Here is a 13,095-nt window from a genome sequence, read left to right as displayed (position 1 = left end):
ACTAGTTTCTTATTAGGAGGATAAATTTATGACTAAAAATAATTCTTATATTCCAAAATCAGTCACTGTTATTGCTTGGATATTAGTCCTAGGGGCAATGGCTCCATTGTTGGATTCTACGATGGTAAATATTGCTATCAATACACTCGTCAAAGATTTAAACAGTTCCGTTGAAATCGTTCAGTGGACTATTACGGGTTATGTGCTGGCAACGGGTATCGCAGTTCCTTTTTCCAGTTGGTTACTGAATAAATTTGACGGAAAACTCATTTTTTTGACGGGAGAAGTTTTGTTTGCACTTGGCTCATTACTGTCTGCGCTTTCAACTAATATTAACTTTCTTATTGGTGCAAGACTGGTACAAGGATTTGCTGGAGGGCTCATTATCCCAATATTGACTACCCTGCTCATACAAACGGCTGGTCAAGAAATAATGGGACAAATGATGGCAACAGTTGGTTTACCAATGATTCTTGGTCCCCTCGTCGGCCCAATTCTTGGCGGAATCATCATAAAGTATCTTTCATGGCACTGGATCTTCTGGATTAATATCCCCGTTGGTATCATTTCAATAATATTAATAATTTGGAAGATGCCTAAGTATCCGGCACAAAATAAAGCAGCCAAAATGGATTTTGTAGGCATCGTATTACTCGCAGCATCAACCACAGCTATCATATACGGTATAGTTAAAGCCGCAAATGCTGCTAACTTTTTAAATCAAACAACATTAATGTTTGTGTGCTTAGGAATAGGCTTAATGTTTTTATATATTATTTGGGCTTTGATAATGAAAGAAAAAGTTGTCTTACCATTGAAATTATTTACACATAATTCTTTCAATGGATCTATTATCGGACTTTTTATTGCTGGAACGGTTTTAAATGGTGCGATGCTATTACTACCCTTATTCTTTCAAAATGTTCGTGGAATGAGCGTAATGATGGCTGGCTTAGCATTAATTCCGCAAGGCCTAGGTATGTTGATTTCTCGCCCTCTTACAGGTAAATTGACTGATCAAATTGGTGCTAAATATGTTGTCTTTGGAAGCTTGTTGATCACCTTTATTGGGACACTTCCATTTTACTGGATTGATAATAAGACATCATATTGGATTATCGCCGGAATTTTATTTGTTCGTGGAATTGGAGCTGGGGGTATCTTTATGCCATTAATGGCCGATGCATATACTGGCATGGTAAATTCACAAATTCCTGCCGCCTCAATTGGTTCTCGAATTGTTCAAAACATCGGTAGTGCATTCGGCTCAGCATTAATTTCAACTTTGGTAACAGCCTATGCAAATTCAAATATTGCATCTTTCAGGCATACACTTGCAACTAATAAGTTCCGTGATAATCCAGAATTCTTGCAGCACCATCTGGAACTGATCAAAGTGCACTCCTTTCAATATGGATTTATGGTTATCTCGATTGCAGCCCTATTGATAGTTTTACCTGTAATGCTGCTCACTAATAGAATGAAAAAATAGTTTAATTTATGATAAAAAAAGAAGCTGTGCCATAATTTTTGGCGCAACTTTTTTGCGTCTTCATAAAATGCATTCAAGGCACTCAAATTGCCATGAATGTCCGAAAAAATCGCAATTTTTTCCAAAATAACATTCTCCCTTATTCTAGTTAAAGATAGTTATATTTAGTAGACTTTCCTTTACAACATCATCCACAAAAGGCAACACATTTTCGACAGAAAGCTCATTATCAGAAAAGGTTTTAATTCCATTTTTTTTCAAGACTTCCGCGGTTATACCTCTACCAGATATTTTCTGACCTGTAAATGTACCATCGTAGACAGAACAATTTCCACAAGATGGGCTGCCATCCTTCAAGAAAGCCGCGGTTACATGATTTTCCTTAGCTATTTTCAAAACTAAGTCTGCACCTAGACGGTATTTATCTGTTACATTTTTACCATTTATTTCTTGTACTATTGCTTTATTATCAAGGACGTCGCTGGCCGTTCCGTTAACAATTTCTGCAGGTGAACGTGGAATATCAAAACCTGCCATTATTTCAGGACACGTAGTTATGGCTTGACCATGTGTAACTAACCAAACGGCCAACTTATTTGTAGCTGCGGATCCATCGTAGCGAACTTCAAATCCGGCTAAACATGAACTAATCAATATCAATGCAATTTTCATCCTTTCTAAATAATTATAAGGTTGGTGTGTAACATAAGTCGATAACTATACTTTATCATGAATAATTGGAAACCAGGCAGAAATTTCCAATTTCTAGAACACATTTACGCAGAATAAATAAGGAGACCAAATCAAAGCCTACCTTTTGATCTGTCTCCAATCTTAATTCTTAAATTGTTGTTTCTCTTTTTTTAATGAAAAGCTTTCGAATAGCATAAGCGATTAACCACGTAGCTAGTAAAGTAAGAACTAGTCCATATCCTAACCAACCAAAATCAATATTCTGTATCCATGACCAGATTCCGTTCTCAGCGTGAGCCATACTTGTAGCAACTTGTATCAATTCAATTGCTCCAATGAGAAATGCTGCAATCACAGAAACTGTAGTTACAGTTAAATTGTAATATGCTTTTCTGACTGGAGTATCAAATGCCCAGGCATAAGCACCTGACATCATAACAGAGTCTGTTGTATCCATCAGGTTCATTCCGGCAGCAAACAAAATTGGTAATGCAATAATTCCAATGGTAGATATCCCCGACTGAGCCGTGCTTGCTGAAAGAGCTATTAGAGCAATTTCTGTTGCAGTATCGAATCCTAAGCCAAATAGAAAACCAATCGGATACATTTGCCATGAATGATTTATACATCTAAAGAACGGTTTGAGAATTCTGGCCAAAAGGCCACGCGACAGTAGAATATTATTGAGGACATCTTCATCGACTTCCCCGTTTTTCATGGATTTCAATGAACGATATAGACTAATAAGCACCAAAAAGTTAAAAGCAGCGATAGCAATCAAAAAGCTACCTGAGACTAGAGATCCAATTCTTCCTCCAACTGCTTCTAAGAAAGGCAATTTCAATTTAGCCCACTTAATTGAGATACTTACTACAACTGCCATCAAGAAGACAACAGTTGAATGTCCTAATGAAAAGTAAAAACCTACCCCATAAGATTTCTTGTCTTGTTGAATTAGTTTGCGCACTGTATTGTCGATTGCGGCGATATGATCTGCATCAAATGCATGTCTTAATCCTAGTGAGTAAGCTAATAAACCTAACCCCCAAAAACTGGGGTGCTTTGCAGCAGCTATGAATAATAATGCAATGCCTATCAAATGTAATCCTAGGCTTGCTAAGTAATATGGCGAAGAACCATATACAATTCTTTTCTTCAAAATAATTAAGCCCCCCGTATTGAATTTCTCAATAAAAATTATATAGAGATTCAGGGGCCTCAACTTTACCTTATAGCATAATTAAAAGAACTTATCATTTGATAATGTAAAATGTGTCATCTGCTATAAGCCTTTATTTATTATTATTTTTAGATACATTTATAAAATTTTAGTTATTCGATTAGAAATAATCAGCCATCACCTAGTTGGAGATATTAGGATATTCTTATTATTCTTGATTAGAATACCCTGTTCATTAGTTAATCTAGTAATCGTTTTTTGGGTCTTCTTCTCGAACTCATCTATAGCATTTTTCAGACGATGATCTAGCTTCGAGTGTACATCGTAGTGAGGATAAATTCTAATATCTGTAACGCTAATAGAGGTCATGTCTACATCATCATTAATATTATCTTCTGGATAAAGCTCATCATATAAGTCGAGATCTGGTCCTAAAACGATGGCTCCTGCACTTATTCCATAGAGAGGTGTTCCCTTTAAAGTTAGATCCTGTAAGACACTAATGACACCAGTTTTTCTTAAACTATCCAGCAATAAAAATTCGTAACCACCATTTAATATGATGGCTTTAGCTGTTTTAAGAATATCTGAATTATCTGATAAAGCATCAAACAAAACAACATTCTCAAATCCTAATGTTCGAACAGTTTGTTGTAATTCAATCATTTTAGGATGTCTTTTACCTTCTTTGACTGAATTGACAATAATTATCACTTGATCAGATGCAAAATCTATATCTCCTAACATATTTAGAAAACTCTGTGTAATTTCTTTATTTATAAATGCTCGTGAAGAAAGTAAAATATTTTTCATCTTTATTCTCCTTATCTTTTGTCAACAGTAGATATAAGATAAGCTTACTATACCCAAGAATTAATTCCTAAACTTTCTCAGATTTTTGTTTCCTTTTTTCAAAAATAAATACTGTGAACAGCAGCATCCAAGCAAAAGGCATTGCAATTTGGTATGGTTTGATAAATGCAATCGTCATTTTTTTCTTAGCTGTCTTAGCAATAATTTGCCGATAATTATCAACTTGTTGATTTATTTTTCTGACCTTTTCTTTTACGATTACTGAAATTTTTGCTTGAACTTTCTCCTTAGTGGCTGTCGGCCACTGAATTCCATCATGTTTTGTTAGATAACGCTTTGTCTCAGCCATAACTATCTTTTCTTGTGCCTGAGAATTAATAGCTGGATTATCTTTAGTAGTTGAACTTCCTGTACCATACAAAGATTTGTGCGTTGTCTGCAATATTTGTTTTCTTTCATTTCGACTGACAGATATTTTCTTGATTTCAGTTTGTGCTGTTGACCAAACTTGCGCTTTTGCAATTCCCAAATTTGTTGAAAGTGTAGAAACAAAAATAGCAACAGCAAGTACTGTACCAATTTGTCTAAACACACCCGTTACACTTTGAGATGCTGTAAGCAGTTCACCCGTGAAATTTCCAGCACTTAGGACCGTAATAGGGCCAATAATTATTCCATAACCCGCCCCGATAAGAATACAAGAAATTGCAAATTGCCAGTAAATATCAGGATTCATGAGCGAAATTCCGACATAACCGAATGCCAGAAGAATAAGTCCTAAAGAAATCAATAATCGACTACCTGCTTTTTTGAGAAGCAATCCACTAACTGGTGAAAATAGAAAAACCATTGCCGATGCAGGAGTGATCATTAATGCGGCTTCCAGTTCAGTATGGCCTTGAATCTTGGTAAAGAAACTTGGCATAAGCACCATCATACCCACAAAAAATATTCCAGAAAAAACAGTTACAACGACAGCTCCTGTGAAATGACGATACTTAAATAAATCCAGGCGAATCATTGGATCCGAAGCACTTGCTTCACGCCAGATAAACAAGCCAAGTGACACAACAAATCCGACAAACAAACAAAGAATTTTACTGCTGCTCCAGCCCCACTCGCTTCCTTGGACAAGGGCAAGTGTCAATGAGAACAAGGTAAAGATTGCTAGAAGCATACCTGTAATATCCAGCTTAGCCCGTACAATTTTTTCATTGCGCATTGGTAACAAAAACAAACACAAAACAATGGCTATCAGGACCAATGGAATATTAATATAGAAAATACCCCGCCATCCCCAAACTTGAGTTAACAATCCACCGATTGTTGGTCCAAAGGCTGCTGCAAGTCCCTGAGTAATACCTAAGACTACAACTGCTCTATTTCTTTTGCTTAACTCAATTGAATTGATACCTATTGTCATGCTAGCTGGAAAAATGATTGCTGCTCCAATACTCTGAAGTTCTCGTCCTGAAATTAGAGTGGTCACCGTTGAACTTGCAGCTGACAACAATGAACCAGTGAAAAACAAGATTAGACCAAGAACATAGACTTTGTGTCGCCCTATCTGGTCAGCTATTCTACCCAGTGGAATAGTGAGTGCCGCAAACGTAATAGTATAGACATTTAATGCCCATTGAAGAGTATCAAGATCTGTATGAAGCCCTGTTTGAATTGCTGGCAGTGCAATATTCATTACTGTTGTATCAAGCATACAAAGGAAAATTCCAAGAGCCATTGTAGCTAAAATAATAATTTGTCTTTTTTTCAAAATAATTACCCCTTACTAAAGTATGCAGTAAGTGTAAGTAATGATATATTAGAAGTAAATAATTAGGTTACAGAAAGGTGGAAACTTGTAAACTATGTCTCCACAGGAAATGAAACAATTAAAACTCAATCGAATATACAAAGCACTCTTATCATTGCTTGCCGACCATCCTCTCAGTGATATCTCTGTTTCAGTTTTGTGTCGCAATGCCGATGTATCGCGCACATATTACTACCGAAACTATAAGTCCATGCAAGAAATTATCTCGCGGCATCAGGAAATGGCTATTAAATCCTATTTGCGTATTCTTCCGCACGCGGCACATATGAATTTTACTCAACTTATGACTGCCTACTTTAGATTAATGCAGCGACAGTCAACTGAGAATATATTGCTTATTAACGCAGGACTAACAGATACTCTAATTAAGACATTCAGAACTGTATATCTATTTCTCGTGGATCAAAAAATTATTGATTCCTCAAATACGAGAAGTCATCATCGGTACTTTCCTTCATTTATGGCAGGAGCTGTGATATCCATTCAAATTCAGTGGATACAAGAAGGGATGAAAGAAACACCTGCAGAGATGGGGAAAATGCTCAATGAACTCTTTTCTTTTGCTGCTCAGAAATAATTTTATGTATTATTAAACAAAAAACAATCGCTAAATGTAAGTTAGCGATTGTTTTAAGTCATTTAAGTTTTACCGTAGAGTCAGTGGTTAGTTCTGTTCCTACACATTCAGAAACTGCGTCCATACCGCTATTCATTAGATTAAGAACTATGGGGCTAGATAAAAATTTAGCTTTTCACCCAAACCGCAGATTACATACTTATAGCATTAAACTTTATGAACAAACTTTATTGCTGATTTTCCTGCAATTCGTCCTGAATTCCACGCAAAAGCACAGCTCAAACCTTCAATTGTAGGATACGAGTCAGAAAACATATTCGTAGATGCTGTATTACCAACAGCAAAAACACCCTTAATAATTGTCCCTTTTCGATCTAGTACGTCAAAATCTTCATTTACTAAAACCCCACCTAAAGTACCTAAAGAGGTAGAACGGGCTTTAATTGCATAAAAAGGACCATGCTCCAAAGAAAATTTCATAAATTCCTTTGATTTATAAAAATCAGTATCTTCGCCCCTTTTTATTAAGTTATTATATCTTTCTAGTGTATTTTTTAGTGTTTCACCAGAGACACTAATTTTTTCAGCCAAATCTGTTATTGAATTGGCTGTCCAGCCCACTCCCTGCTCAATCGTTTCAGCCAGATCCGCTTTCAAGTTGCTAAAGGGACCGACTTTATAAGTCATGGGCTTATGTTGCAATGTTTTAAAAGTCCTCTCAAAGGAATCCGTCCAATTTAAACTATTTGTACTAAGATACGACACCAGCTCATCGTCTAATAAATAATAATAGAATCCACCAGTTTTGTAGGTGACATTACCCCATAATGCAAAATCGTAGCAAATATCTTCATTAGTGAATCTTTTCCCAGCAGCATTAATCCACAACAATGGTATATTCGTTAATGAAAAGATTGAATCATTATGCCATTTAGGATCATGCTCCGAAACTACTGATGCTGCATGATTTTCGAATAAATGTACCTGATTTGTATCTGCGCCAATTGCCTCCAACATTTTTAAACCATCACCAGTTGCTTTGCGCTCTCCCATGCTGTAGAGATTTTCATAATTAATCTTTAAATGTTCTCTAACTAATTGTTGATTGCCGATAAATCCACCGTCTGCAACTACAACTGCTTTGCATAAAACTTCTTCTTTTTTTCCGTGATGCAAAATTTGAATGCCCTTAACCTTTCCATCGTCATCTGTTAAAATTTTTTCTCCAGCTGCCTCGGTTAATAATATTCCCTGATGCTTTTTGAAATGCTCGATCAAACGTGAAAAACCAGCATATTTATCAATGTATTGATGGTAAGTCTTAGGATTTTTTTGATGAACCTCTTGAGTATTGTTTACTAGCTCCGTTTCCAAACCATGACTTTGTAGCCAATCAATGGTACTTGCAGAAAGTTCAACAATATTTTTAACTGTTTTCAAATCAACACGATAATGAGCATAGTCTACTAAATCTTGGTAGGCATCTTTAATTGAATAGTTAATTCCTGCCTGTTTTTGTAACTTACTTTCAACAGCAAACAAGCCTTGTGCACCAAACATTCCAGCGCCACCGATCTTCTCACCTTTTTCCAGTAAAACAACTCGCTGTTCAGCATCAACTAAGGTAAGAGCAGCTCCGATTCCAGATGCTCCCGCCCCGACAACAACTACGTCTGTCTCATACATAAATAGTTATCTCCCTTCTTTAACTAATAGAACACAGTTTATTTATCCAAAGAATGCCGCTGTCCTATTTGGAAATTTTGTGAATTTTCAAACATATCTTGAACGCTTATCGGTTTGTCACCAGTTAAGTATTCGAAATCTTTAGTGAAGTTTGCCATTTTATTTTCCCGAATAGCCTGCCCAAATGTCACCATCCCTTCTGAAGAAAAAGGAGCTTCGGAATCTTTTTTGAATTTTCCCTCTGTTGTTCGTGGAACACCCATTGCATCAAAAATAGCATAATTTTCTTCATCAGAAATAAATTGATATTTAACATGATTTCCTGTTTCTTTGTTACCAATCTCAATAAAATCAGAAATTGTCATCAATTGTTTACCATTTATGTTCAAAATTTTATAATGTAAATCGTCGGCTAATAAAGCATAAGCAACTGCTTTAGCGCAGTCTTTTCTAGAAATATAAGCCATTTTTCCATCACCTTGATTGTTCTGTAAATTTGAACCTTGGTGTACAAAAGTGAAATAATTGGTTATCATCGCTTCTGCATACTGGGAATTTCGTAAAAAGATATAGTCAAGCCCACTCTTTTTTATATATTCTTCAGTAAAAGCGTGATCAATTTTTTCGATACTCGGATTAGTTGGATCCGCAGCATTAACCAATGAAGTATAGATAATCTTTTTAACTCCTGCTTCTTTGGCAGCATCAATAACATTTTTATGAGCTTGCTGTCTTTTTTTACCAACAAAGGGCATAGATATTAAAGCTAGCACTTCACCATTGTTAAATTTATCAGCTAAGCCATCTAAAGTATTAAAGTCTGTTTGCCGAGTCTCAACACCTTGTTTTGCATAGGTATCTAATACTTCTGTGCTATATCCACAAAAAATCAAGTTTTCTTTCTTAGTAAGTTTCATTAATTGAGAAGCAGCCACTGAACCTAAATTACCGTCCACACCTGTGAGTATAATCTTTTTCATCTTTAAATTCCTCCTTCATTGTTAGTTTAATAATAGGTGAAATTAATCACAAAGTCTAATACAAAAAATAAATAGTATCATAGGTTCTTCCTATACCGCCTAAGTTCCTTTATTGCATTTAAGAAGAGGCTTCCTGTTCTATCTAGATTTTTCTCTTTGTATGCTAAAACAATCTTGTATTTATGCGGATTATCAACAATTGGTATCAAATTTATTAAATTATTATTGAGATTTAGTGGATAATGTTCTGGGAAAAAACCCAATAATTTTTTTTGTTGGATTAGAAGCAATTCACTTTCAACATCATCTGCTAAATATGAAATTTGAGGTCGGTATTGTTTATCTAGTGACCTATTGAGCATTAACTGATAGGACTTTCCTATTTTTTCAGGACTTAACATTATTAGTGGGGAACTATAGACTTGTTTCATAGTTAAAAATTTACTATTATACAACGGATGTTGGGTTCCAACACCCGCTAAATATTTTCCTTGATAAAGAACTATAGTCTCGATATCTGGTTCTTCATAAAATTCGGAGTCAAAAGTTACTGCAAAATCATATTTTTTCTGATTTAAACATTTCGAAATTTCACTTAAACTTACCTTTTCAATTTCAATATTAAAATCATTTTTCTTTGTAACTGTATCTAATATTTCAGACAATAGTTGTACATCCATAATTGATGAATACTGAATTTTTATTTTTTTTGAGGAACTTTTTTGTACAGCTTTTTCTAACAATTGAAATTGTTTTAATACCTTCTCAGATTCATCAAACAATACTTGCCCCTCTTTTGTTGGTACAACAGGATTCCTTGAACGATCAATCAGTAAGCAATCGAAGTGTTCTTCTAATTGATGTATCTGCTGTGAGATACTTGTTTGTGCTACTAAATTCTTCTTACCTGCCGCAGTAAAACTCCCAAGTTTGACAACATCAACAAAGTATTTTAAAGAATTAAGATTCAATTTAACTCCACCATTCCTATTTTTCTATTCCATTACTATATATCTATCTTGTAATTTTAACATGAGAAGACATTGAAATATTAACTGTGACTATATTTTATAGAATTCATGATTTAATAAAAAGATATCTAGTTAAAATAGCATATCCTTTACTATAAGTAATTTTTAGTAGATACTTGTATTTTTTCTTTTTTTAGTTTACAGTGTAAACATAAATTATAATGTAAACTAAGGAGAAAAAATGAAAACTGCGATTAAATTAAATCATATTTATAAGAGCTTCAATAAGCGTCCCATTTTAAATGGAATAAGCTTAGAAATTAAACAAGGTGAAATCATTGGTTTATTGGGACCAAATGGTGCCGGTAAATCAACATTGATTAAAATCATGACAGGCTTAGTTTCACCCGATGCTGGCCAAGTTGAAATATTGGAAAAGCCCTTGTCTAAAAGTAAATATCGCCTAAAGAGATATCTAGGCATTGCTCCACAAGAATTAGGAATCTACCCGCAGCTAACTGTTAAACAAAATTTAAAAAGCTTTGGTGCTCTTAACGGTCTATCACCCGTACAAATTGAAGAAAAGTACTTGCACGTGACATCGATCTTTAATTTAAAAGACCTAGCAGAACGAAAAGCAGCAGATTTAAGCGGTGGTCAAAAAAGACGACTCCATTCAGCTATTGCCTTGATGAATCAAGCAAAAATTATTTTCCTTGATGAACCAACTGTTGGTGCAGATGTTAATTCACGCAATCAAATCATTCATGCAATTAAGATATTAAGTCAACAAGGTATTACAGTTATATACACAACACATTATCTTCAAGAAATGGAAGCTCTTGATGCAAAAATTATTTTCCTCAACCACGGTCTAATTCAAGCTAAAGGGAGTTTAGAGAAGATACTCCAAACATATGCAAGACCTTCATTAGAACTTTACTTTGAAAGAACGTTACCATCTTTAAAAGGTTGGAAAATTGAAAATGGTCATTTGAAGTTGGCAAACTTGGGCAGCAAAACACATTATATAACTGTTTTAAGGAATGTACTCAGTGACCCGAAAGTGAATCAAAATCAATTGGTAAACATCAGAATTATAAAAGCTGATTTGGAGTCAGCTTACCAAACATTACTAGAAAAGAGAATTACAAATGAATATTAAACAGATTTTTGCAGTAATAAAATTAAATAGTCGCTTGCAATTAGCAGATCCTACGGTACAATTTATTATGATTCTAGTTCCTTTAATAATGGCACCATTTATGCTTCCTTCAGCGAAGACCCAGTTAATTGCTGAGGGGTACATACATGCAAACGGTGCTGAACAAGTTATTCCTGGACTAGCAATTTTATTTTCATTTTTTTCTATCCAACTAATAATTCAGATGTTTTTTGATGAAACTATTTGGAATACATGGGACAGACAACAAATTTCAGCAACTTCTATAACTGAAATTATAACTGGAAAGGCTGTTGTAGCTTATTCAATTCAAGTTGTTCAACTTAGTACAGTAATTCTCATCAGCGGACTACTTTTTAAATTTCATATTAATGGAAGTTGGTTCGCTTTCATCACAATTGTTATTTCATTTGCTGCGACACTAACTTTTTTTGGTATCATGTTAGTTAGCTGGTCAAAGTCCTCAGCCATTGCACTATCTTTATCAAATTTACTAGGAATTTTGATGGCTGGATTAGGTGGAAGTTTATCACCAGTTAATTCGTTTCCACATTGGGCCAGAATTCTAGCTAAGATTGATCCTGCATACTGGGGACTTTTGGCTATTAAAAAAATTAGTTTGGATCATGGTAACTTCAACACAGTTTCTCAGAGCTTAAGTATTTTATGGATTATGACAATTATTTTTTGTTTATTATCTCTATTTGGCTTTCATTTTCGACCATTGAAAGAAGGAAATAACTAGTATGAAACCTACCAAACCAACGAAAGAAACTCTAAGTAGGTCTTACATCTTAGAAACTACACTTAAGATCATTGATCAAATTGGTCTCCATAAATTTTCAATGCGTAAATTAGGGGAAGACATGAATGTTTCGCCCATGGCTGTTTATCGCTATTTTCCTAACCAGGATGCCCTTTTTGATGGATTAGTTGAATGGATTTGGCAAGCTGCTTTGATAGAAAAAGAAGATTCCACGAATGATGGTTGGCAAGAACAGCTCATCGACATAATGACTCACTTGCGACAGGCTTTATTAAAACATCCAAATGCTCTACCCTTGATTTCGACACATCCATTAGTAACTAAAACAGAATTTATATTGGTGGAAAATATTTTGGTTAATTTGAAAAGAAAAGGTCTGGAACTTCAACCTACGACTGTCTTTTTGATTAATTCATTGACTTCCTACACATTGGGATTTGTTTGGACAGAAGCAATTGAGCCAAAACACGGTGGTCAAGTTGATTCTGTCTTAATGAAGGAATTACAGGATGGTTCTGAACTACTGAATAGTCTCCTTAAATCTATCCAAGATAAGCAATTTACTAGTGAGGAACAATTTTTAATGGGAATCAGAGCAATTTTAGTTGGTTGGAAATAGGAATTTTTGGGCAAGAGGATACTCCGCAAGTACAGTTGGACAATCAAAAAACATTAGAAAAATATATTCGAAAACAAGTATCAGAAAACCGATTGAGGGATACAATTAGTAAAAGAGAATACATTAATCCATTCAAACAGAAAAATAATTAAAGCTGTAGCGGTTTGTAGTTTTTTGTTGGGCTCCCCTTTAAGGGGCTTTTTTTGTGGGTAAGAGCCCTTCCGGATCTAATAAAAAAACCACCAGCTATACTGATGGATAATTACTGGTTCATACTACTTATAGCAAGGAACCCGCTTGTTGT

General features: G+C 34.9%; 12 protein-coding genes. 5 read left to right on the top strand and 7 right to left on the bottom strand.

The window, feature by feature from the left end:
* The first annotated feature begins 28 nt into the window (after positions 1 to 28).
* A complete protein-coding gene (locus GSM_RS03150) occupies positions 29 to 1,492 on the top strand; it encodes an MDR family MFS transporter (RefSeq protein WP_003689529.1) in 1,464 nt (487 codons plus the stop codon).
* Between the two features lie 144 nt (positions 1,493 to 1,636).
* Here GSM_RS03150 and GSM_RS03145 read toward each other — a convergent pair whose 3' ends face one another.
* The 4 genes from GSM_RS03145 to GSM_RS03130 all read right to left on the bottom strand — a co-directional run bounded on the left by GSM_RS03145 (position 1,637) and on the right by GSM_RS03130 (position 5,949).
* On the bottom strand, positions 1,637 to 2,164 hold the full coding sequence (locus GSM_RS03145) for a 2-thiouracil desulfurase family protein (protein WP_010077793.1): 528 nt from the start codon (positions 2,162 to 2,164) through the stop codon (positions 1,637 to 1,639).
* A gap of 169 nt (positions 2,165 to 2,333) precedes the next feature.
* On the bottom strand, positions 2,334 to 3,344 hold the full coding sequence (locus GSM_RS03140; protein WP_003689533.1) for a HoxN/HupN/NixA family nickel/cobalt transporter: 1,011 nt from the start codon (positions 3,342 to 3,344) through the stop codon (positions 2,334 to 2,336).
* A gap of 198 nt (positions 3,345 to 3,542) precedes the next feature.
* The gene (locus GSM_RS03135) at positions 3,543 to 4,178 is read right to left on the bottom strand and encodes a Type 1 glutamine amidotransferase-like domain-containing protein (protein WP_003689534.1); all 636 of its coding nucleotides are present in this window, start codon (positions 4,176 to 4,178) and stop codon (positions 3,543 to 3,545) included.
* A 67-nt stretch (positions 4,179 to 4,245) separates the two neighbouring features.
* A complete protein-coding gene (locus GSM_RS03130) occupies positions 4,246 to 5,949 on the bottom strand; it encodes an MFS transporter (protein WP_003689537.1) in 1,704 nt (567 codons plus the stop codon).
* A 94-nt stretch (positions 5,950 to 6,043) separates the two neighbouring features.
* Between GSM_RS03130 and GSM_RS03125 the strand changes: the two genes are divergently transcribed.
* Complete coding sequence (locus GSM_RS03125) at positions 6,044 to 6,586, top strand: TetR/AcrR family transcriptional regulator (RefSeq protein WP_003689539.1); 543 nt, start codon at positions 6,044 to 6,046, stop codon at positions 6,584 to 6,586.
* A 207-nt stretch (positions 6,587 to 6,793) separates the two neighbouring features.
* Here the strand turns inward: GSM_RS03125 and GSM_RS03120 are convergent, their stop codons facing one another.
* From GSM_RS03120 to GSM_RS03110, 3 genes are all read right to left on the bottom strand, one after another.
* The gene (locus GSM_RS03120) at positions 6,794 to 8,272 is read right to left on the bottom strand and encodes an FAD-dependent oxidoreductase (RefSeq protein WP_003689541.1); all 1,479 of its coding nucleotides are present in this window, start codon (positions 8,270 to 8,272) and stop codon (positions 6,794 to 6,796) included.
* Positions 8,273 to 8,310: 38 nt separating this feature from the next.
* Positions 8,311 to 9,252 (bottom strand): NmrA family NAD(P)-binding protein, encoded by a 942-nt coding sequence (locus tag GSM_RS03115; RefSeq protein ID WP_003689543.1) that lies wholly within the window; start codon positions 9,250 to 9,252, stop codon positions 8,311 to 8,313.
* A 77-nt stretch (positions 9,253 to 9,329) separates the two neighbouring features.
* Positions 9,330 to 10,223: a LysR family transcriptional regulator gene (locus GSM_RS03110; RefSeq protein ID WP_003689545.1), complete on the bottom strand. Its 894-nt coding sequence runs from the start codon at positions 10,221 to 10,223 to the stop codon at positions 9,330 to 9,332.
* A 241-nt stretch (positions 10,224 to 10,464) separates the two neighbouring features.
* Between GSM_RS03110 and GSM_RS03105 the strand changes: the two genes are divergently transcribed.
* From GSM_RS03105 to GSM_RS03095, 3 genes are read left to right on the top strand one after another with little or no spacing between them, the layout of a single operon-like run.
* A complete protein-coding gene (locus GSM_RS03105; RefSeq protein ID WP_003689547.1) occupies positions 10,465 to 11,388 on the top strand; it encodes an ABC transporter ATP-binding protein in 924 nt (307 codons plus the stop codon).
* Complete coding sequence (locus GSM_RS03100) at positions 11,378 to 12,151, top strand: ABC transporter permease (RefSeq protein ID WP_003689548.1); 774 nt, start codon at positions 11,378 to 11,380, stop codon at positions 12,149 to 12,151. The genes GSM_RS03105 and GSM_RS03100 overlap by 11 nt, the downstream gene beginning before the upstream one ends.
* A 1-nt stretch (position 12,152) precedes the next feature.
* A complete protein-coding gene (locus GSM_RS03095) occupies positions 12,153 to 12,791 on the top strand; it encodes a TetR/AcrR family transcriptional regulator (protein ID WP_003689549.1) in 639 nt (212 codons plus the stop codon).
* The last annotated feature ends 304 nt before the right edge of the window (positions 12,792 to 13,095 follow it).

It is taken from the genome of Liquorilactobacillus mali KCTC 3596 = DSM 20444, from assembly GCF_000260415.1.
Taxonomy (GTDB): domain Bacteria; phylum Bacillota; class Bacilli; order Lactobacillales; family Lactobacillaceae; genus Liquorilactobacillus; species Liquorilactobacillus mali.
This window is presented reverse-complemented; position numbering and strand designations above follow the sequence as displayed.

Coding starts and splice junctions, on each gene's coding strand:
- GSM_RS03135 (WP_003689534.1), bottom strand. CDS start 4,178: ATGAAAAATATTTTACTTTCTTCACGAGCATTTATAAATAAAGAAATT.
- GSM_RS03120 (WP_003689541.1), bottom strand. CDS start 8,272: ATGTATGAGACAGACGTAGTTGTTGTCGGGGCGGGAGCATCTGGAATC.
- GSM_RS03150 (WP_003689529.1), top strand. CDS start 29: ATGACTAAAAATAATTCTTATATTCCAAAATCAGTCACTGTTATTGCT.
- GSM_RS03115 (WP_003689543.1), bottom strand. CDS start 9,252: ATGAAAAAGATTATACTCACAGGTGTGGACGGTAATTTAGGTTCAGTG.
- GSM_RS03145 (WP_010077793.1), bottom strand. CDS start 2,164: ATGAAAATTGCATTGATATTGATTAGTTCATGTTTAGCCGGATTTGAA.
- GSM_RS03105 (WP_003689547.1), top strand. CDS start 10,465: ATGAAAACTGCGATTAAATTAAATCATATTTATAAGAGCTTCAATAAG.
- GSM_RS03100 (WP_003689548.1), top strand. CDS start 11,378: ATGAATATTAAACAGATTTTTGCAGTAATAAAATTAAATAGTCGCTTG.
- GSM_RS03095 (WP_003689549.1), top strand. CDS start 12,153: ATGAAACCTACCAAACCAACGAAAGAAACTCTAAGTAGGTCTTACATC.
- GSM_RS03125 (WP_003689539.1), top strand. CDS start 6,044: ATGTCTCCACAGGAAATGAAACAATTAAAACTCAATCGAATATACAAA.